This is a genomic window from Serratia sp. L9 (assembly GCF_050632285.1).
Classification (GTDB): domain Bacteria; phylum Pseudomonadota; class Gammaproteobacteria; order Enterobacterales; family Enterobacteriaceae; genus Chania.
Map to the genome: position 1 here is coordinate 1,070,983 of NZ_CP192591.1, position 19,081 is coordinate 1,090,063.

Annotated in this window: 15 protein-coding genes and 3 pseudogenes; 6 read left to right on the plus strand and 12 right to left on the minus strand. The window is 48.4% G+C overall.

The genetic code is table 11. From position 1 onward, the window contains the following. Positions 1–88: 88 nt before the first annotated feature. From ACQ86O_RS05015 to ACQ86O_RS05040, 6 genes and pseudogenes are all read right to left on the minus strand, one after another. The gene (locus ACQ86O_RS05015) at positions 89–274 is read right to left on the minus strand and encodes a LuxR C-terminal-related transcriptional regulator (RefSeq protein ID WP_431224362.1); all 186 of its coding nucleotides are present in this window, start codon (positions 272–274) and stop codon (positions 89–91) included. Further along, complete coding sequence (locus tag ACQ86O_RS05020) at positions 250–681, minus strand: hypothetical protein (protein ID WP_431224363.1); 432 nt, start codon at positions 679–681, stop codon at positions 250–252. The genes ACQ86O_RS05015 and ACQ86O_RS05020 overlap by 25 nt, the downstream gene beginning before the upstream one ends. Before the next feature lie 513 nt (positions 682–1,194). After that, positions 1,195–1,602: pseudogene (locus tag ACQ86O_RS05025) on the minus strand (ExeA family protein); the annotation flags it as partial. Between the two features lie 177 nt (positions 1,603–1,779). Further along, entirely contained in the window at positions 1,780–2,820 is a 1,041-nt protein-coding gene (locus tag ACQ86O_RS05030) for a helix-turn-helix domain-containing protein (protein ID WP_431224364.1), read from the minus strand. 42 nt (positions 2,821–2,862) lie between these two features. Further along, positions 2,863–3,771, minus strand: a complete 909-nt coding sequence (locus ACQ86O_RS05035; protein WP_431224365.1) for an alpha/beta hydrolase — start codon at positions 3,769–3,771, stop codon at positions 2,863–2,865. A 425-nt stretch (positions 3,772–4,196) separates the two neighbouring features. Beyond that, entirely contained in the window at positions 4,197–5,096 is a 900-nt protein-coding gene (locus ACQ86O_RS05040) for an SIS domain-containing protein (protein ID WP_431224366.1), read from the minus strand. Positions 5,097–5,473: 377 nt separating this feature from the next. On the opposite strand from ACQ86O_RS05040, the gene ACQ86O_RS05045 reads away from it, so the two are divergent. From ACQ86O_RS05045 to ACQ86O_RS05060, 4 genes are all read left to right on the plus strand, one after another. Continuing rightward, a complete protein-coding gene (locus tag ACQ86O_RS05045; RefSeq protein WP_431224367.1) occupies positions 5,474–7,084 on the plus strand; it encodes a PTS transporter subunit EIIC in 1,611 nt (536 codons plus the stop codon). Positions 7,085–7,137: 53 nt separating this feature from the next. Beyond that, the gene (gene rpiB, locus ACQ86O_RS05050) at positions 7,138–7,584 is read left to right on the plus strand and encodes a ribose 5-phosphate isomerase B (protein WP_431224368.1); all 447 of its coding nucleotides are present in this window, start codon (positions 7,138–7,140) and stop codon (positions 7,582–7,584) included. Continuing rightward, positions 7,581–8,279 carry a ribulose-phosphate 3-epimerase gene (gene rpe, locus ACQ86O_RS05055; RefSeq protein WP_431224369.1) on the plus strand — a complete coding sequence of 233 codons (699 nt, stop codon included), beginning with the start codon at positions 7,581–7,583 and terminating at the stop codon, positions 8,277–8,279. The genes rpiB and rpe overlap by 4 nt, the downstream gene beginning before the upstream one ends. 116 nt (positions 8,280–8,395) lie before the next feature. Next, positions 8,396–9,850 carry a family 1 glycosylhydrolase gene (locus ACQ86O_RS05060; protein WP_431224370.1) on the plus strand — a complete coding sequence of 485 codons (1,455 nt, stop codon included), beginning with the start codon at positions 8,396–8,398 and terminating at the stop codon, positions 9,848–9,850. Positions 9,851–9,999: 149 nt separating this feature from the next. Here the strand turns inward: ACQ86O_RS05060 and ACQ86O_RS05065 are convergent. Continuing rightward, a pseudogene (locus ACQ86O_RS05065) lies at positions 10,000–10,436 on the minus strand (recombinase family protein); the annotation flags it as partial. A gap of 306 nt (positions 10,437–10,742) precedes the next feature. Between ACQ86O_RS05065 and ACQ86O_RS05070 the strand changes: the two are divergent. Then, a pseudogene (locus ACQ86O_RS05070) lies at positions 10,743–11,222 on the plus strand (Tn3 family transposase); the annotation flags it as partial. A 58-nt stretch (positions 11,223–11,280) separates the two neighbouring features. On the opposite strand, the gene ACQ86O_RS05075 reads toward ACQ86O_RS05070, so the two are convergent. The 4 genes from ACQ86O_RS05075 to ACQ86O_RS05090 all read right to left on the minus strand — a co-directional run bounded on the left by ACQ86O_RS05075 (position 11,281) and on the right by ACQ86O_RS05090 (position 16,208). Next, positions 11,281–12,000: a DUF3053 domain-containing protein gene (locus tag ACQ86O_RS05075; protein ID WP_431224371.1), complete on the minus strand. Its 720-nt coding sequence runs from the start codon at positions 11,998–12,000 to the stop codon at positions 11,281–11,283. A gap of 316 nt (positions 12,001–12,316) precedes the next feature. Then, positions 12,317–14,386 (minus strand): glycine--tRNA ligase subunit beta, encoded by a 2,070-nt coding sequence (gene glyS / locus ACQ86O_RS05080; RefSeq protein ID WP_431224372.1) that lies wholly within the window; start codon positions 14,384–14,386, stop codon positions 12,317–12,319. Further along, positions 14,379–15,320 carry a glycine--tRNA ligase subunit alpha gene (gene glyQ, locus ACQ86O_RS05085; RefSeq protein WP_431224373.1) on the minus strand — a complete coding sequence of 314 codons (942 nt, stop codon included), beginning with the start codon at positions 15,318–15,320 and terminating at the stop codon, positions 14,379–14,381. The genes glyS and glyQ overlap by 8 nt, the downstream gene beginning before the upstream one ends. A gap of 144 nt (positions 15,321–15,464) precedes the next feature. Beyond that, on the minus strand, positions 15,465–16,208 hold the full coding sequence (locus tag ACQ86O_RS05090) for a helix-turn-helix transcriptional regulator (protein ID WP_431224374.1): 744 nt from the start codon (positions 16,206–16,208) through the stop codon (positions 15,465–15,467). Positions 16,209–16,429: 221 nt separating this feature from the next. Here ACQ86O_RS05090 and ACQ86O_RS05095 point away from each other — a divergent pair, with 221 nt between their 5' ends. Then, on the plus strand, positions 16,430–16,609 hold the full coding sequence (locus tag ACQ86O_RS05095) for a hypothetical protein (RefSeq protein ID WP_431224375.1): 180 nt from the start codon (positions 16,430–16,432) through the stop codon (positions 16,607–16,609). Positions 16,610–16,970: 361 nt separating this feature from the next. Here the strand turns inward: ACQ86O_RS05095 and ACQ86O_RS05100 are convergent, their stop codons facing one another. Beyond that, on the minus strand, positions 16,971–18,923 hold the full coding sequence (locus tag ACQ86O_RS05100) for an autotransporter outer membrane beta-barrel domain-containing protein (RefSeq protein ID WP_431225653.1): 1,953 nt from the start codon (positions 18,921–18,923) through the stop codon (positions 16,971–16,973). Positions 18,924–19,081: the final 158 nt, after the last annotated feature.

The window sequence follows — 19,081 nt, forward strand, 5'->3', positions numbered from 1 at the left end:
ACGGACTATAAACGAATCATAAATAAACACAATGTTTACACTATACACATGAAAAAAGCTTTTTGTTGAAAATGATTCGTATTAATACTTATATAAAACAATCTCCATTATTTCCGTAGTCATATGACTTAGGAAGCCAACGAAAAAAATCTCTATTATTATTAATATTCAACTTTACCATCGCATTCCTTTTATATCGGCTTAGTGTTTTACCGTTGATACCTAGTTTCTCAGCAGATACTTTATTGTTTACACCTTCCACATAATAACGCATAACTTTGCTTTCAATTTGAGTAAGTTTTCTTTTGTCTTTAACTCTTTTTTTGAGCCAGGGTTTTTATTGGCATTTATATTCTTAACTTGACTTAAAAAATCGTTAACCGGCACCTGAAAACTTAGAGTATACCCCCTTACATACCCTATGCTTTTCTCATCTGCTGTTTCCATCCAAAAGATAGTGGGCAGATTATAATCACTCACCATTCCAAGCTTGTAATTAAGGAAGAATGACATTCCTATAATTGCCACTTGACATTTTTTAATGTTGTCTAGAGTGTCCTCAAAAACTACATGCATACCTTCTTTCGACAAGAACTCTGTTAATATGCATTTTACACCATGTACAAAGAAAAAATTTTTATCCTTCAGAAAAATCGTTACTGTTTTTTCTCCTTTATACATTTTTAATCCTTACATAAACATTAGAAGCTTTGATGAGTGGTGTTTTTGTGTATTCAATTCTAGAAATACATTTATATATTCTCCTTTCGGGGAAAGAAATGTTTTTTTCATGCTCAGGCAAAAAAACACCCTAATATTATTTTTTTATTAAATTTAAATAATATATTAGAAATAATTAGTTTTTATACACGCAACGTTTTTATTAATTAAGTTTTTATTAGAAATAAACGTCGCTCATCCTGCTCAAAAAGCGATCACAAGATGACTAGCTCTACCTTGTTAATCCCCTATCTGTATAGGAAGAGTCGTAATGGGGTCCGCTTGGAAAAGTAAAATATCCTACACTAAGCCTGTTTTTTGTTCAGACCACTATCCACAGAGCGTAACGAACGGCACATCCCTGAGCCCAGCTTATGATTAGTTCGGCGGACGTAATCCCATTCAATTAGCCGAAAATGAAAAATGCGCCATCAGCCTCCATTCAGAATGGCTGATGGTATTAAGAAATAAAGGTTAAATCAGTAAGCTGGCAGCCAGAATTTGATCCCGTAATTCCGCATTACGCGTCGTATCTAACTGGTGATTGAACAGTTCCCAGATTTCCGCAGGTTTGGCATCAAACTGTTCAACCATACACTTCAGGCGGTAATCATGACGAGTGAGCATGGGTTCCAGATCATCGAGTTTTCGAGACAATACGCTGTCAACCAGTTCTTCGGTAATAGGGCGCACTCCGGTGAGATAACCGACTTCCAGAGCGAGAGTTATATATTGCTGTACCTGCAATGGCGTACGTAATTTTGTTGCCGGGAGATCGATGGCTTCCTGCGTCAGTATGGCGTTGTCGCTATTCTGTTGCTCTGAACAACTCGCAAGCAGCCACTGAATGTATTCCCGCTGACTACCTGCGATACCATCAAGGTCATGCCGACACGATGGTTCACGTCAGGGAAAAAGCGGCAGAGAAATCCAGTTCCCCACGCACCGCCGCGTATATCGTGGCCTGCGAACGTATCCTGCTGGCTCGTAAAGATCGTGGTATCGATCCGGACTAAAACCTGACAAATGGTGAATCTTTTTCGGCTCACCGTGATGGACTTATGGATTAAACTGCCGTGATCGCCACTCGCTAGGCGTTAAATTTTCCCAGTGATGAAAAGCACGGAAATAGGAGTTTTGATCTTCATAACCCAACATGAAGGCTATTTCGGTCAGGGTTAGTTTCGGGTCGGTTAAGTAATTGAGCGCCAGAGAATGTCGGGTTTCATTGAGCAAACCCTGAAATGTCATTCCAAGCCCTGCCAGCTTACGTTGCAAAGAGCGCTCACTCATGGCTAATTCGGTGGCAATCGTTCGGATATCGGGCCGCCCCAGCGTAAGCCGGTGCTTTATCAAGCAACAAACTTTCTCTTTTAGACTCGTTTCCTGTCTTTGTTGCTCAAGCTGATTATCCAATGCCGGAAGCAAAATGTTCAGCAGCTCAGCATTGTAAGCCACAAATGTCGTGTGGAGCGTGTCTCGATGGAGACGCAGGCAATCCCGCCCCGCGCCAAAATGTACCGGACAGCCAAAATAATCCTCGAAGGCTATTTTTAGTGCCTTGTCTGCTGGACGGATCAACTCTACCCGGAGTGCACTCAGTGGTTGATGGGTGCCTTTACGGCCCAGTTCCAGAAAAGAAGCCAGGGTGATGTCTACCAGTGCAGGCGGCGTTCTCATGCTGTTTGCATATGCCCAGTTGACGTAAACGTCACAATAGTCGTCGAACGCATCTATCTTCACCGTTTCGGGCGAGCAGAGCCGCTTAAAGCGCGAAATACGTTGCAGGGCATCGTAAAAATCACAAGCATGATAAGCCACCATGAATGAAGGTGGCATCGCCGTTCCCTCAATGCCTTGCGCAATACGCAACCCAACTGTAGGTTCGCCAGCAAGGTGCTGCACCGAATTCCACAGGGCAAAAAATTCTGCCGTGGAATAATACCCTTTGCGAACAATTTCCACAGGATTGATATTTGCCTTATGCAGGATATCTATCTGTGTGAGGCCTTGTTGAGCGATGCTTTTCCAGACAACATCAGGCAATTTGATCCTGTCTGGAATGAGGGCACTGATGCTTTCAAGAAGACTATCTGTCATGACGACTTCCAATGCGTTTCAATATCCTATTCTCATTTCGCTTCATAAACAGGATGAGAAGAAATCAGTCAATCGCGTAGCCGCGGTCGATATAAAAGGTTCTCTATCGTACAGATCTTGATGGCTGGCACCTTCTACCCAAAATATCTCTTTAGGTTCCTGTGCATTGTCGAAGGCGCGTGAACTGTTTGCGGTTGTGATCGCGTTTTGTCCGATAATGACCAGCAATGGGCGTGACGCGAGTAAATGAGCGAACTGGAAACCATCAAAACTTGCGATGCGATCCACACTACTCCAGGTCAACTCTTTAGCTGAACGTGGGTGCTGCGCACGAGGCGTGCAATAGTAATCATACCCTTCGGACATAAATACTCCAGATTGGGCCGCTTCTTCTTTCGAGCGGGGAAACAGCGGAAAATACTGTACGGCTTCACCCTGTGCCTCGGCAGTTCGTGCCGCCGCCGCCGCGTCGAGCATACTCTGAAAAACAGCAGGATCCTGCTTTCCATCTGGCCCTTCACGGTAAATACTCCCCAAATCAACGCCGCTCACCGTCGCGGTCGCTTTAATGCGGTGATCGCCTACGGCGGCGGTCACGACATAGCCACCGGAGGCGCAAATCCCCAATGCGCCAATACGATCGATCGCCACACATTCTATTGTGCTGAGAAACGACACGGCGGCTTTAAAGTCTTCAACACGCTGAGCAGGCTCTTCGAGGCCGCGCGGCTCGCCCTCACTCTCTCCCTGATATGCGGCATCAAACGCTAATGTGACAAATCCTGCCTGTGCCAGGCGCGCCGCATACAACCCTGACGTCTGCTCTTTCACACCACTACCGGGATGCCCGACGATAATTGCCGGATATTTTTCTGTGTTAAGACTCTCTGGCGTGTACAGATGCGCGGCGATGTTCAAACCATTACTTTTGAAATACACATTGGTTTTCATGAGGTTTACCTGTTCGGGTTGAAATCGCAAGCATCAACGGTGATGCCCAACATACCAACAGTATATCTGCCTGCTTCAACCTGAGGATATGCGAATGGCGCCATTTAACATGCAAAACACGCCAGCATCTGTATGGATGACTTCAATGAGGGGTCTGGAAATTGTCCGACACTAAGCCTGCTTTTTCTGCTGGTTGAGGTTAGCTGGCAGGTGCTGCCAACACAAAAAGACTGCTACTGAGGTGGTGACGATTCAACTATTGATGCTGCCTTACGGGCGGTAAAGCTCAGGCGGCCGTAACATGTTCTTATTTAGACCGTGCTCATGGCAACGATGAAAAGCTCTTGCAGAGCTCGTCCGAAACTTAGGCCTGATGCTGGTTGATGCAAACCACTGTTGATCATAAGTGCTACTTCTGCTTTGCGCTATTCTAGAAAGCCTTTGCGACCATGCAACGGGCCAACAATATTTATTCCATTAGCTAACTTTTCTTTGTTACCCTGATAATCCACCAGGAGGATGGCGATAAACAGGCTATCAAGAAGATTTAACTGGACTATACGCGCTACGGCATTTTGTCCAAGCAGAGGACCGCTCATTGCCGGACTGAAAATTGACATGTCTGAGCATTGAGAAAGTGGGGAACCATCATTGTTGGTAATGCAGATTATTTTCGCTTTATGAGCCCGGGCCGTATTTACTGCATTGAGTATTTCCTGGGTAACACCAGTCTGCGAAATCGCAATTACCACGTCATGTTCATTGAGCTGGCTTGCAGCCATTAGCATTAAGTGAAAATCACTGTAGGAATGACTGATTATGCCGAGACGCAGAAGCTTATGTTCGAAATCCTCGCCTACCGACGCGGATCCACCGACGCCAAAAATGATGACCCTTCTGGCGCTAAATATCAGCTTTGCGGCATTACCGATTGTTCTGGACTCTGCTACCGAACGCGCTTCTTTCAGTGCCTGAATGCTGCTTGAAAAAACTTTATCCAGAACAGTATCAAGGCTGTCATGCTCAGTGACCTCCTCCTCCTTTTCAAACGGCAGCGAATCAAAATAGCTAATAAGAGAGCTGCGTAACTCTCTAAAACCCGAGAACCCAATCTTTTTTGCAACCTTCACGAGCAGAGGTTCAGAGACATTCAGCGCACAAGCAACTTCACGCAGGCTTGTTTTCTCCGAAATGTTTCCTTTAGCGATAAGCCACTCAACAATTTTGCGTTCAGTCGGGTTCAACTGTGACAGGGACATTTTTATCCGTGCACCAATTGCCAGCGGGCTGTCTGCGTCCTGAACTGCAAAGTGATTATCTGTCATTTTATAAGATATCTATCGTTTCTGTGTCGGAAAAAGTACTCATAGAGTAGCACACTATCCCGCACACGTTCAGCACACAGCTAAAAATTTTCACATCATGATCCCTAACCGTGAATAATTCATAATAGCAATTCAGATTACCCATCTAAGACTCGGCTGATTACCGCAATACCCTTCCCCCTCGACACATCAAGAATGCTAGCAACTTCACATTTTTGTGATGTATTGTGATTTTCACTCAAACATCAGATTGACCAAACAAAAACTTCACGGTAATAATTTATTTCGTGAAGTTGATGCAGGGAGCGGACATGCAAAACTTCGATTAGTTGTTCACTTTAAATTTCTCATTGTCCCCTGACATGGTCGAAAACATTATGAAAACAACGATATTCGGAATTCTTCAACGCACAGGGCGCTCGTTCATGCTACCTATAGCACTACTGCCTGTAGCAGGATTGCTGCTGGGATTTGGCGCGTCATTTACCAACCAGACCACCATTGATTCCTATGGAATCCAGTCTCTTCTGGGGGATGGAACAGTACTTCACACCTTGCTGACTGTAATGAAAAGTGCCGGCAGCGTGGTGTTTGCCAATTTACCGCTCATCTTTGCTATTGGTGTCGCGCTGGGAATGGCTAAAAAAGAAAAAGAAGTGGCCGCAATTTCGGGTGCTATCGGATTTCTGATTATGCACTCCACCATCAGTGCGATGCTCGATATTCACGGGCTGCTGGCGCCTGGCGCTCTTCCTGATGGGGCTCTGGGGATGACGCTCGGCATCAACTCCCTGCAAATGGGTGTCTTCGGTGGGGTGATTGCCGGGTTAGGCGTTGCGGCACTCCATAACCGTTATTATCGTATCGAACTGCCTACGACGTTCGCATTTTTTGGCGGAACACGATTTATCCCCATCATTTCAGCCATCGTCTTTACCGGCGTAGGTATCCTGATGTTCTTCATCTGGCCTGCTGTACAGAATGCCATTCTGCACTTAGGCGACCTGGTCAATAACGCGGGCTATGCAGGAACCTTCATTTATGGTTTTACAGAGCGTGCGCTGATCCCTTTCGGCCTGCACCATGTTTTTGCGATGCCCTTCCTGCAAACCGGTCTGGGAGGAACGCAACTGATAAATGGAGTGGCGGTATCCGGCGCAACGAATATTTTCTTTGCCGAGCTGGCCAGCCCGGACACCCAGCAGTTTTCTGTTGAAGCGACCCGATTTATGGCCGGTAAATTTCCATTTTTCCTGTTTGGCATCCCTGGCGCTGCACTGGCTATTTACCACACCGCGCGGCCAGAGAAACGTAAACTGGTTCTGGGTCTGTTGCTGTCGGCTACGCTCACTGCCGTACTTACGGGCATCACTGAACCTATTGAGTTCTCTTTCCTGTTTGCTGCACCGCTGCTCTATGGGATTCACTGTGTCCTAGCGGGTATTTCTTTCATGCTCTGCCATATTTTTAACGTGGGCGTAGGGCAAACATTTTCCGGCAGTCTGATTGATTTCGTGTTGTTTGGTGTGATGCAGGGCAATGCAAAAACGCACTGGATAAATGCGATTTTAATTGGGATCCCCTTGTTTCCTGTTTATTACTTCAGTTTCCGTTTCTGTATCAACCGCTTTAATTTCAAAACACCTGGCCGGGAAGACGATACGGACGAAACCAAGCTTTATACCCGTAAAGATCTTGATGCGAGAAAACAGAACAGTGGTGAGAGCGAAAAGAGTCAATCTCGCGATGACGTGTCGGCCTTAATTATCTCCGGGCTTGGCGGTGCTGACAATATTTCCGACCTGGACTGTTGTGCAACCCGCTTGCGTATCACTGTGCTGGATGAAAGCCTTGTTGATGACTCGCTACTGAAATCATCTGGTGCCAAAGGAGTGGTACGTAAAGGTAAAGGTGTTCAGGTCATTTATGGGCCATACGTAACTCTGATTAAGTCCAGCCTCGAAGACTGTCTCGGCGGTACCGCATAAATCAATGTGGAGAATGTCTCCTGATAATCCTTTTTTAAAGTGAGAGAAATGATATGAAAATTGCAATTGGCTGTGATCACGTCGGAATTATTTTAAAGCCTGCCATTACAGAACATCTGAAACAACGCGGCATTACTGTTATTGATAAAGGCGCACACAGCGACACACGTACCGACTATCCCCTCTACGGTAAAGCCGTTGCTGAAGCCGTCGTTTCTGGCGAAGCCGACCTGGGAATTTTAATTTGCGGCTCAGGCATTGGTATCTCAATTACCGCCAACAAGGTCAATGGGATCCGGGCGGTGGTGTGTAGTGAGCCCTACTCTGCAAAATTATCCCGTTCTCACAACAATACCAATGTACTTGCTTTCGGATCCCGCGTGATTGGCGCTGAGCTGGCAAAAATGATCGTCGATGCCTGGCTGGGTGCAAGCTTTGAAGGTGAGCGCCATCAGACTCGTCTAGAAATGATCGCTGAAGTTGAAAAGGAGCAGCAATGAGCCCTAAATTTTGCCCGTCGCTAATGTGTGTCGACTTCTCTCGCCTTGGCGAGGAACTGGCAAATCTTGAATCAGCTGGCGCAGCTTTGTTCCATATCGATGTCATGGATGGTCATTTTGCACCCAATTTTGCTCTTGGTCCGGAAGATATTAAAGCCGTATCAAAACTGGCGACAATCCCTTACGACGTTCATTTGATGGTGACAAATCCGGATCCTTATATCGATCGCTTTGCTGAACTGGGCTGTAGCATCATCTATGTTCACGCCGAAGCACCGATTCATTTGCACCGTACATTGACTAATATTCGCAGCAAAGGGATTAAAGCGGGTGTTGCGATCAACCCCGGAACGTCGCTGAACATGCTTGAAGAAGTGCTGGATGTAGTGGATGTGGTGATGATTATGTCCGTTAACCCGGGGTTTGCCGGCCAGCCTTTTATTGCTGCTTCGGTGAGCAAAATTCGGCGGTTGAAAGCAATGCTAGAGCAACATCAGAGCAGAACTCAGATTGCTATTGATGGGGCTATCTCGCCTGAAGTGGTCAGAACGCTGGGCACTGATGTCGACATGTTTATTTTAGGCACCGCGGGGTTATTCCGCAAAGATATGTCTTACTCACAGGCGATGACCGTTCTGCGCGAACAGGTTAATTTATCGGGTCAGGCAACAGCAGAAGCTGCAGAGAATATCTGAGGTTTTGATCTGCTTCACGTTGAGTGGCAGTCACAGGTAATGTTGGTGCACTATTAAACCCCCTTCAGGTAACATGCTGTTTCTATTCTGATGTTGCCTGCCTGCAGGAGAAAGAAATGAGTTTATCAGAAAAGTTTTTGTGGGGTGGCTCTTTATCAGCTGCTCAGTGTGAAGGTGCCTGGGATGAAGATGGTAAAAGCCCGGTACAAGTCGATTTTGGTGATCCAGGGTCAACAAACGACAGACGTTACATCCATTATCTTAATAAAGATGGATCCCGGGGAAAAATGAGGCAGTTTGATCATTTGCCAGAAGGCGCTAAGTATCAATTATTTGATGACATCAGATATACAAATCATACTGGTATCGATTTCTATCACAGATATAAAGAAGATATTGCATTATTAGCCGAGATGGGATTTACAACCTTTAATACTACCGTTTCCTGGGCGAGAATTTTCCCCAAGGGCGTTGAGGGAGGAGTGAATAAATCCGGTGTGGAGTTCTATCGCAATCTCTTTAAAGAATGTCGTAAGTATGGCATGGACCCAGTTATTACATTATACAAATATGACGAGCCTGTTTATTTAGAGAAAACGTATAAAGACTGGACAAACAGGGAGATGATCAATCAGTTTGTCGAGTTTGCGAGAGTTTGCTTTACTGAATACAAAGGCCTTGTAAATAAATGGTTAACATTTAATGAAATTAATATCCTTCTACACTTCGATGTGAAAGAAGGGAAACAAGTTGCTTATACAGAACTACATAATCAAATGGTTGCATCTGCCAGAGCAACAATTGTCGCCCATGAAATAGATCCGAATATCAAAGTAGGATGTATGATTGCTGGATACTGCTCATATCCTTATACTTGTGATCCCGAAGATGTAATTGCCAATTACAAGATATTCCAGAATTTATTTGGGTATTGTGCAGACACAATGGTCAGAGGATATTATCCTTCATATGCCTCACGCATTTGGAAGGAGAATGGGGTCAGTTTAACTATAAGTGAGCAAGACAAGAAGAATTTATCAGAAGGTAAATCAGATTTCCTTGCTTACTCCTATTATATGTCTAATGTGTTCACCACACATAAAGATGAAGGGGATGCATTAGGCGGTGCGGGTGTACAGCATTCAATTGTAAATCCCTACTTAAAAGCAAGTGACTGGGGCTGGCAAATTGATCCAACGGGTTATGAATATTTCCTGCATTTCATCTATGACCGTTATCAGATTCCATTATTTGACGTAGAAAATGGATTAGGGGCCCATGATAAAATTGATGCTGATGGAAAAATCCATGATACTTATCGAATTGATTATCACAGAAGCCACATCAAGAGCCTGATGAAGGCCCGGGAGGAAGGAATTGATATTTTTGGCTATACCTCCTGGGCACCTATTGATTTAGTCTCGTTTACCACTGGTCAAATGGATAAGCGATATGGCTTCATCTATGTAGATATGAATGACGCAGGTGAAGGGGATCTTCACCGAGTGAAGAAAGATTCATTCTACTGGTACAAAAAATGTATTGAATCAGATGGAAAGGATTTAGATTAATTTTGAACATGGCCATTCTGAAATCGATTAATTTAAGTAAGTGTCCTCCGGTATAACCGGAGGTTTTTCTATTTGAAATTTTACTAATTCGATGGCTTATCCATTCTATTAGCCAGGGAGCTTTGTCGCTGTATTGCCACCCAGTATTATTATTGCTGTCTTGCCTTTATCCGGAGTATGGTTTTCCGGGTGGTGTTAAATTCCTGCACAATGACACTGATAGTAATTCCGGCATCAATACGCGCAATCACAGTAAGTTGCTGTTCTTCGTTTAGTGTGGAAGGACGCCCGAACCGCTTACCTGCTGCTTTTGCTCTCGCAATACCCGAAGGGGGCGCTCAAGCAGCAGATCCCGCTCAAATTCTGCCACAGCTGAAATCACCTGCATCGTCATCTTTCCTGCGGGACTGGTGAGATCAACACCACCCAGAGCCAGGCAATGAACCCGTATGTCAGAATCAGCCAGCAGCTCAACCGTCTTTCTGATATCCATCGCGTTGCGTCCGAGCCGGTCAAGTTTAGTGACAATCAGTACATCGCCATTTTCCAGGCGATCAAGCAGTCGGGTTAATCCAGGAAAGCTGGAGAAAGGTTGTAATCACCCTACCGGCATTGACCGGAAATATTACGAATTTTGCGTGCTGAATGAACTGAAGGGAGCCTTATGTTCAGGAGACATCTGGGTATAGGGATCACGCCGCTACAGAAACTTCGATGATTATCTGATCTCATCTGGCGATTTTGAAAAATCACTCCGGGATAACCAGCTCCCCTTGCTATTGCGGCCGATTGCCATGAATACATCGAGAACCGTATGGCGCTTCTGTCATTGCGCCTGGAGGAAGTGAATGCGATGGCGCTGTCCGGTGATTTGCCCGATGTTGATATATCGGATAAAGGCGTGGAAATTAAAGAGCATTACACTGATACCGCAGGTTTCACTGAGCATGTTTTCGCGCTAATGCATCTGCTCGGATTCGCTTTTGCGCCAAGGATCCGTGATCTTCATGACAAGCGGCTGTTTATTCATGGAAAACTGAGTTGTATCCGAGGCTTCAGTCAATTATCTCCACAACCAGCCTGAATCTAAAGGAAATTGAAACCCACTGGCATGAGGTGCTGCGTCTGGCAAGTTCTATAAAGCAGGGAACGGTAACAGCATCACTGATGATGAAAAAGCTGGCCAGCTATCCGAAACAAAATGGTCTGGCAAAGGCGCAGAGAGAGATTGGACTCATCGAAAGATGCATTGTTTATGCTGGACTGTTTCCGGGATCCTTCCCTGCGTCGACGCGTACAGGCAGGGTTGAATAAAGGTGAGGCCCGCATTGATACCGCATTAGGAAGAAACGAAAAAATAGGTAGATTTGGCTATTTGGCAATTAATTAAACAGACGGGCGCAATTAACTGCACCCGTCTAAACGCAAGGTTACTGCATCACATTTTGCACGGTTTTCTGTGCGTTCAACAAATCCTGCTGTTTGGCCACCAGATTAGACATCATGGTGTTGTACTGCACCGCCTGCTGCTGCGTACGGAACTGTACGCCGCCGTTGTTGAAGCTCACCTGATTACCCTGAGCCTGCAGGTAATCCCCTACCTGCACCAGTTCTTGCACGAACCCTGCGGTGGTGGGGATGGTTGGCATCAATGCATTGGCCGGTGCTGTGACAATCTTGTCATACGCCTGGTTATACACTGCCTTCAGATCGTCCGGCTGTTTCAACGCTGTACGAGCGGTATCCGCCTGTGACTTCGCCGACTGGATCTGCTGCCCCAACAGGTTCAATGCTCCCACTGACTGCTGCAAGGTATCGCGCTTGCTCATGTAGTCTTGCGCAGTACGGATCTGATTAATCTGATCCAGCGCCGGGATCAGGCTGGCCTCGACCGATTTCGTCAACTGCTGGGAAAAGCCCACCAGAATGGCGTAATCACCCGCATAGGCACCAAATTTCTGCTTTTGATCTTCGCTCAGCGTCGGAATATGTACGCCGCTACGCATGACCGTATTCTGTAAGTAATCTACGAATGCCTTGCGCTGTTCCGGCTCTTTATCGCCGCAGGCGGTCAATTGCATAACCACCAACAATGCCAATATCGGTGCCAACCAACGCGCGAAGCCTCTGCTCTGGATCCCTACCGCCATGTGACATAACTCCTGTTATAAACGTACTTTTTATCAGGCTCCATGCCCCCTGCTGCACTCCGTGCGACTCTACCCATCGTCCTTCAAGCTACAGCGGCACTCACACATCCCGCAATCACTGACGTCAGTCGGCTCCAGGGAATGAGTAAGTTGGGCGCCTGACTGCAACTTGAAATCCATAAGGTATATAAGAATAGATCAACTGCCTGCGATACGATACGCGATTCCACTTTCGGCCCCAGAAAGGCAGAGCGTTTCGCGGGTATCGCCATAGATAAAAAGCGCCCGCAGGCGCTTTTTTCTAAGCTTCTCAGCCTTACTGCAGCACGGAAATATCCGCAACCTGCAAGAACAACTCACGTAACTTGCTCAGCAGCGTCAGGCGGTTCACCCGCACCGCTTCGTCTTCTGCCATGACCATTACGCTGTCGAAGAACGCATCTACGGTTTCGCGCAGGGCAGCCAGCTCAACCAATGCTTCCTGATAACGGCCTTCTGCAAAGAAAGGCTCCAGCTTATCGCGCAACACCACCAGATGGGTTGCCAGCTTCAATTCCGCCGGTTCTTTCAATACCGAAGCGTGAACATGATCCAGCAGCACATCGCTGGATTTAGCCAGGATGTTGGAAACACGCTTATTGGCAGCAGCCAACGCAGCCGCTTCTTCGAGAGTACGGAAGTGAGTAACGGCTTTCACCCGCGCATCAAAGTCTGCCGGTTTGGTTGGGCGGCGCGCCAATACGGCCTGGATAGTATCCACCGCATGGCCTTCTTCCTGATACCAGGCACGGAAACGGCCCAGCATAAAGTCGATGACATCATTCACCACATTGGTGTTGGTCAACTTGCTGCCGTACAGGCGCGCGGCCTCTTCGGTCAGGGTTTGCAGATCCAACGGCAGGTTCTTCTCAACGATAATGCGCAGCACACCCAGTGCGGCACGGCGCAGAGCAAACGGATCTTTATCGCCTTTCGGATGTTGCCCGATGCCGAAGATACCAGCCAGGGTGTCCATCTTGTCGGCAATAGCCAGTGAGCAAGCCACCAGCGACTGCGGCAGTTCGTCCCCGGCAAAGCGTGGCTGATACTGCTCGTTGAGCGCAACAGCGACGTCTTCAGCTTCACCATCGTGACGCGCGTAGTGCATCCCCATCACGCCTTGGGTGTCGGTGAATTCGAACACCATATTGGTCATCAGATCGCACTTCGACAGCAACCCAGCACGGGTGGCGTGGGTGACATCGGCACCAATCTGGCCAGCGATCCAGCCTGCCATCGCCTGAATGCGGTCTGTCTTGTCGCGCAAGGTCCCCAGTTGCTGTTGGAACAGCACGGTTTCCAGACGCGGCAGGTTGTCTTCCAGGCGTTTCTTGCGGTCGGTATTGAAGAAGAACTCAGCATCGGCCAAGCGCGGGCGCACCACCTTCTCGTTACCGGAGATGATTTGCTGCGGGTCTTTTGATTCGATATTGGCCACGAAGATAAAGTTCGGCAGCAGCTTACCCGCGGCGTCGTACACCGGGAAATACTTCTGGTCGCCCTTCATGGTGTACACCAGCGCTTCCGCCGGTACCGCCAGGAATTTCTCTTCGAACTTCGCGGTCAGCACCACGGGCCATTCAACCAATGAAGCCACTTCTTCCAGCAGGCTCTCGCTCAGATCGGCTTTACCGCCCATCTGCTGTGCGGCCAATTCGGCATCACGCTTGATCAAGGCCTTGCGCGCCTGGTAATCGGCGACCACTTTGCCACGCTCCAGCAGGAGTTGCGGATACTGATCGGCGCTATCAATAGTGAATTCTGGCTCGCCCATAAAACGGTGGCCACGGAGGGTACGGGCTGAATCAATACCCAGAACGGTGCCTGGGATCAGTTCTTCGCCCAGCAGCATTGTCACGGTATGCACCGGACGGACGAGCTGGGTTTCTTTATCGCCCCAGCGCATCAGTTTCGGGATCGGTAGCCTGGACAGTGCCGTGCCGACCATACCGGCCAGCAGTTGCTGTGCAGATAAGCCTTTCACATGGGCGCGGTACAGTAACCATTCGCCTTTATCGGTCACCAGACGCTCGGCCTGATCGACCGTGATACCGCAACCACGTGCCCACCCCTCGGCCGCTTTGCTCGGTTTGCCTTCAGCATCGAACGCCTGGGCAATCGCCGGGCCGCGTTTTTCGACTTCGCGATCAGCCTGCGCAGCGCTCAGATGAGCCACCTTCAGCGCCAAACGGCGTGGAGCGGCAAACCAGTTCACTTCGCCATGTTGCAGGCCAGCGTTATCCAGTTCAGCGGTAAAATTCGCGGCAAAGGCTTCAGCCAGTGAGCGAAGAGCCTTCGGTGGCAGCTCTTCGGTGCCGATTTCCACCAGAAAAGTCTGTTCAGTCATGGCTACCTCTGCTCTTTGTTTCTAAAACTGGCTTATTACACATCGGGAAGCCCAGCGCTTCGCGAGAAGCGTAGTAGGCCTCGGCAACGGCTTTGGTCAATGTGCGAATACGCAGGATATAACGCTGACGCTCGGTAACCGAGATCGCCTTGCGCGCATCCAGCAGGTTGAAGGTATGGGCAGCCTTGAGGATACGTTCGTAAGCAGGCAACGGCAGTGGTTTCTCCAAGGCCAGCAGGGTTTGCGCTTCCTTCTCATACTGCTCGAAGCAGGTGAACAGGAAGTCGACATCGGCGTATTCGAAATTATAGGTAGACTGCTCTACTTCATTCTGATGGAACACATCGCCGTAAGTGGTCACCCCTAATGGGCCGTTGCTCCATACCAGATCGTAGACACTGTCCACGCCCTGGATGTACATCGCCAGACGTTCCAGGCCGTAGGTGATTTCACCGGTGACCGGTTTGCACTCCATTCCACCAACCTGTTGGAAATAGGTGAACTGGGTGACTTCCATCCCGTTCAGCCACACTTCCCAACCCAGACCCCATGCGCCGAGCGTCGGGTTTTCCCAGTTGTCTTCTACGAAGCGGATATCGTGAATGGTCGGATCCAGGCCCAGCTCTTTCAACGAACCCAGGTACAGTTCCTGAATATTCTCTGGCGATGGCTTAATCACCACCTGGAATTGATAATAATGTTGCAGCCGGTTCGGGTTTTCCCCGTAACGACCGTCGGTCGGGCGACGTGAAGGTTGCACGTAGGCAGTAGCCATTGGCTCTGGGCCCAGTGCACGCAGGCACGTCATAGGATGAGAGGTCCCCGCGCCAACTTCCATGTCCAAGGGTTGAACGATGGTGCAGCCTTGGCGCGCCCAATAGTCCTGCAGTGTCAGGATCAGACCCTGAAAGGTCTTGGTATCAAACTTTTGCATGTTGAATTCGCACGCGATACAAGTGGATTTAATAGAATGGGCCAGTATACCCGTTGACCGTAAGATATACAGCCAGAATCCCGCAACAAGTGTAATCTTCGGCAGAAATGGCCAGTTGGCGCCGGTGGTTTGCAGCAAACAGCCTCATTGTGATGCCTCACTGAGGGTAGGGCGGATAAGCTGCAACTCTACCCCTAGCCTGATGGCATGTTTGGCGTTGGTGACACCCAGTTTTTGCACTGCATTACCCATATGGTATTTTATTGTCGTCAGCTTCACGCCTAATATCTGCGCAATTTCCTGATAGGATTTCCCCATACTTGCCAAGTAGAGCACTTCGTTCTCACGAGCGGAGAAAATTTCCTTGTCGTTTATTTTGTCAAAATAGGCGGGGCTGTTCAGTTCCTGATAAAGGGTGGTTAATTCTTCATGCGTCGTCATCAATAACATTTGCAGCTTGTCTTTGTTTTTTTCTATTTCTTCTATCTTGTCGGCACTTGGGTTATCCAACAGGAAAGACAATACCACCAGGTTATTATGAGCATCATGAAGAATGAACGTATAGCCATTAACCACATCATGCTCTTTGGCAGCCTCAAAGAGTTTCGAAAATTTAACCCCCGACTTGACCTTGATATTTTCGTCCCAAGGAAAGGGAGTGACTCGATTCGCTGCGGTGATCAGTACTGGGTCGATAAACTGGAAGTTATTCTTTTTGTAGATTTCGAACCAGCTAATTCCATCGGAGATAATTGAAAAGTTGGCCGGATTTCTTTTATTCATTATCGCATAAGCGTATTTTACACCGTTAAACTTAACGAGTCTGCTCCTTAATTTTTCCTTTACAATTTCATTGATATATTCATTATCGAAAAATGGGCTGGACACGATACATCTCCTTGAAAGAAAGGAGAAGTATAACATAGCCTGCTTGCCGAATGTAACGGCGACTAATTGTCAACCTGCCCTGAGGGAGGGATTTTAATTACATTGGCAATAACTCGATATAACCATCCATATAATTGCTATAAAGCAGGAAATAATATAGTCACATTGAGCAACCCATTCAGGTAACAGATAAGTTGATTCATTGGACCCGAGAAAGAAAGATGAATACGATTTTACTTGGCTGGAAAGTACAGGCTTACCAAGAAAAAGCGAGCGCTTCACGGCAAACGTTTTTGTTGGAAAGAGCGGGGGGCGGGGGTTATGGTAAGCCTATCGTATTGATTAAACTGGATTCCCTGGTGTTGGCAAATAAATCACGCGGCGGCTTTATTTTTCTTTAACATCTGGTTTAGCCCCCGTAAATCCCCCTACTAAAGTACAGTCGAACACTATACTTTTTCCTAGGGCATGTAAATAACCATAAGAGTAAGCTTTTGCTTATAACCTTTGATTCCTAAGAAAAATCTGCAATTTCAGCCAAAAACAGGCGAAATGTCCAGTACAGATATACACCTGAAAATTACCTTACTCAATTGAAATGAAATGGTTTATTTTTTGGTCGCGCCTGGGCTTGCTCCGTCTGCTGCAGCGCCGTATTTTTTTGGCTGTTTTGTGATTCCCGTCACGTAGACAAAGGATTAAACAGGCTTAACAAAACCCTATCCACCAGGCCTGGTGCTTCAGACCCGCTGGAAAAGAGCATCAGAACCGGGCACTGACCCCAACGTTATACATAAACTGTTCACCGCTGCTCAAACCGCCGGTCTGCGAAACGGTTGCAAAGGCCGCCACCTGCTCGGTCAGTGGCATATTCGCCCCTAAAGTCACATCCACCCAATTGTTATCCTGGCCTGCGCTATCGCGGGTAAATGACGTTTGTGTCGACTTCAAACCACCACCGGCCCGGTAGACATCATCACCAAACTGGTGCTGATAGCTCACCTCGGCATACGGGTTAACTCTGCCAAGCTGGGTATCCAGCCGCCATCCCAAGGCCATAATCTGCGAATGGTAAGTTTGATCGTTAAAACGCATCGCGGTGCTGTCATCACCATTTTCGCTATATCCTGAGACATTGCTGTAATCCCAGGCGAACTGGGCCATCGGTCCGGTCGTCAGGTATGACGTGAGCGGGAAATCATAGCCAGCAGTAACGCGCGCGCCCCACTGTTTACCATTTGTGTCACCGGTTTCCGTTCGCGTCAGTGAGCCAAGCTGCATACTGCGGCGAATATCATCGTAGTTCACGCTGGCATAGTGCAAATCGGCATTTACCCATCCTTGCTCAAACAACGTCAGGGCGCTGAACGCGGAGAACATCAGGCCGCGCGCCTGGTATTCGTAACGACTGGAAGGTTGCTGATCGTCATTGGAGCCGGACACCAACGCGCCAATCAACCATTCATCGCTCAGTTGATAGTCCACGCCTACCGTTAGATTATGCGTGGTGGCATTACCATCCCCTGCCACCTTATTGGCAGAGTAGTCATAATGTTGCCCGGCATAACCGCCGAATACTCCCAGAGACCCTGGCGGGTTACCGCCGGATCGCAACTGCTGAAAACGGCTGTCGAGAGTGGCGCGGCTGTCACGTGCGAAGGCCGCTGTCGCCTGATTAAGCGCCACCGCCTGTGCCGGGCCATCAAGAACCGCCTGCATATAGTCGGCAATCAACTGGTGGGCCTGCGGGCTGGGGTGGAAATGATCGGCGAACAGATAAGACTGTTCGGTGTTAAAACCAGGCATCGCTGAGCTGCACACCGCCGAAGAAACACCGGCCGGGCAGGCCATACCGGCGGTATTGGTAAAACCAAACTGCCCAGGGTTGGCGATCACCTCACTGAACAGTTTATTGATATCTACCCGCACGATATTGCCGCCGCCCTTTGCCAGCAGGCGATCCTCGTTCTGGTTATAGAAATCGGTAAGCTGGCCTGCCTGAGCGCTGAAAGTGTCAAAAGCGGCGATCAGTTGCGCAGCAATCGCCTGTTGTTCCAGCGGATTGATGCTGCCGAATTGCGCAGCGGCACTCAGCGCCTGGTGAATCGCTTCCTGGCGCGAAGCAGTATCCGGCGTCGCCAGGGCATTGAGCCTGGCGTAAGCCGCCTGGATCGCCGCCCCCTGCACCGGGCCAAGCGCCTGCTGGATAATCAGTTCCATCAGTTGGGGAGTCGAGCCGATATTTGGCACCGTGGGGACTATCACCGTCCCGGCACCGGCATTCAGTAAAGAACGAACCTGGCTAGCCGCCGCAGCAGCGCTGGTATAAGCCATTTCCGGTGCGGTGTCCGGGTTCATGGCAGCAGCAGCCAGATCGTTGCCGCCAATCCAATGAATATACAGCCCTTCCGCCCCGGCCTGGCCATTGACCCGCGCAAGATAATTTTGCACCTGATCCTGGGTATTGTCCGCCGGGTTAAGCCCCGGTACGGCCACACCGCCGCCAGCAGCATAGTTATAGCCTTCGTTGTCCGACGCAATCAGCGCGGCACCAATCCGCTGGCCCAGGATTTCGTCATACAACAGATGTTGATTGCTGTCATAAGTGAATCGGCCATTGTTGCCGGTATCACTCAAGCTGTCACCAAACACGTAAAGTTGATCGTAAGCCTGCGCCGGAGCACTGAGGCAAAAAGCTAACACTACGGTAAGCATCGCCGGGCGAGGCACGCATCGTTTTATCAGAGGCATTAATAGACTCCTGAGAGCCAGAAAATAAAAGAAGCACCTTTCTTATCGTTGGCCGTTATCACCGCAGCCATCTAGTAAATATTGCGGGCTTTCACACAACGTCAAGCCAACTGATGAGAAAA

What these genes read in the sequence shown, in the direction of transcription:
- ACQ86O_RS05015 (WP_431224362.1), bottom strand. Translation starts at nt 274, where the DNA reads ATGCGTTATTATGTGGAAGGTGTAAACAATAAAGTATCTGCTGAGAAA.
- ACQ86O_RS05020 (WP_431224363.1), bottom strand. Translation starts at nt 681, where the DNA reads ATGTATAAAGGAGAAAAAACAGTAACGATTTTTCTGAAGGATAAAAAT.
- ACQ86O_RS05030 (WP_431224364.1), bottom strand. Translation starts at nt 2,820, where the DNA reads ATGACAGATAGTCTTCTTGAAAGCATCAGTGCCCTCATTCCAGACAGG.
- ACQ86O_RS05035 (WP_431224365.1), bottom strand. Translation starts at nt 3,771, where the DNA reads ATGAAAACCAATGTGTATTTCAAAAGTAATGGTTTGAACATCGCCGCG.
- ACQ86O_RS05040 (WP_431224366.1), bottom strand. Translation starts at nt 5,096, where the DNA reads ATGACAGATAATCACTTTGCAGTTCAGGACGCAGACAGCCCGCTGGCA.
- ACQ86O_RS05045 (WP_431224367.1), top strand. Translation starts at nt 5,474, where the DNA reads ATGAAAACAACGATATTCGGAATTCTTCAACGCACAGGGCGCTCGTTC.
- rpiB (WP_431224368.1), top strand. Translation starts at nt 7,138, where the DNA reads ATGAAAATTGCAATTGGCTGTGATCACGTCGGAATTATTTTAAAGCCT.
- rpe (WP_431224369.1), top strand. Translation starts at nt 7,581, where the DNA reads ATGAGCCCTAAATTTTGCCCGTCGCTAATGTGTGTCGACTTCTCTCGC.
- ACQ86O_RS05060 (WP_431224370.1), top strand. Translation starts at nt 8,396, where the DNA reads ATGAGTTTATCAGAAAAGTTTTTGTGGGGTGGCTCTTTATCAGCTGCT.
- ACQ86O_RS05075 (WP_431224371.1), bottom strand. Translation starts at nt 12,000, where the DNA reads ATGGCGGTAGGGATCCAGAGCAGAGGCTTCGCGCGTTGGTTGGCACCG.
- glyS (WP_431224372.1), bottom strand. Translation starts at nt 14,386, where the DNA reads ATGACTGAACAGACTTTTCTGGTGGAAATCGGCACCGAAGAGCTGCCA.
- glyQ (WP_431224373.1), bottom strand. Translation starts at nt 15,320, where the DNA reads ATGCAAAAGTTTGATACCAAGACCTTTCAGGGTCTGATCCTGACACTG.
- ACQ86O_RS05095 (WP_431224375.1), top strand. Translation starts at nt 16,430, where the DNA reads ATGAATACGATTTTACTTGGCTGGAAAGTACAGGCTTACCAAGAAAAA.
- ACQ86O_RS05100 (WP_431225653.1), bottom strand. Translation starts at nt 18,923, where the DNA reads ATGCTTACCGTAGTGTTAGCTTTTTGCCTCAGTGCTCCGGCGCAGGCT.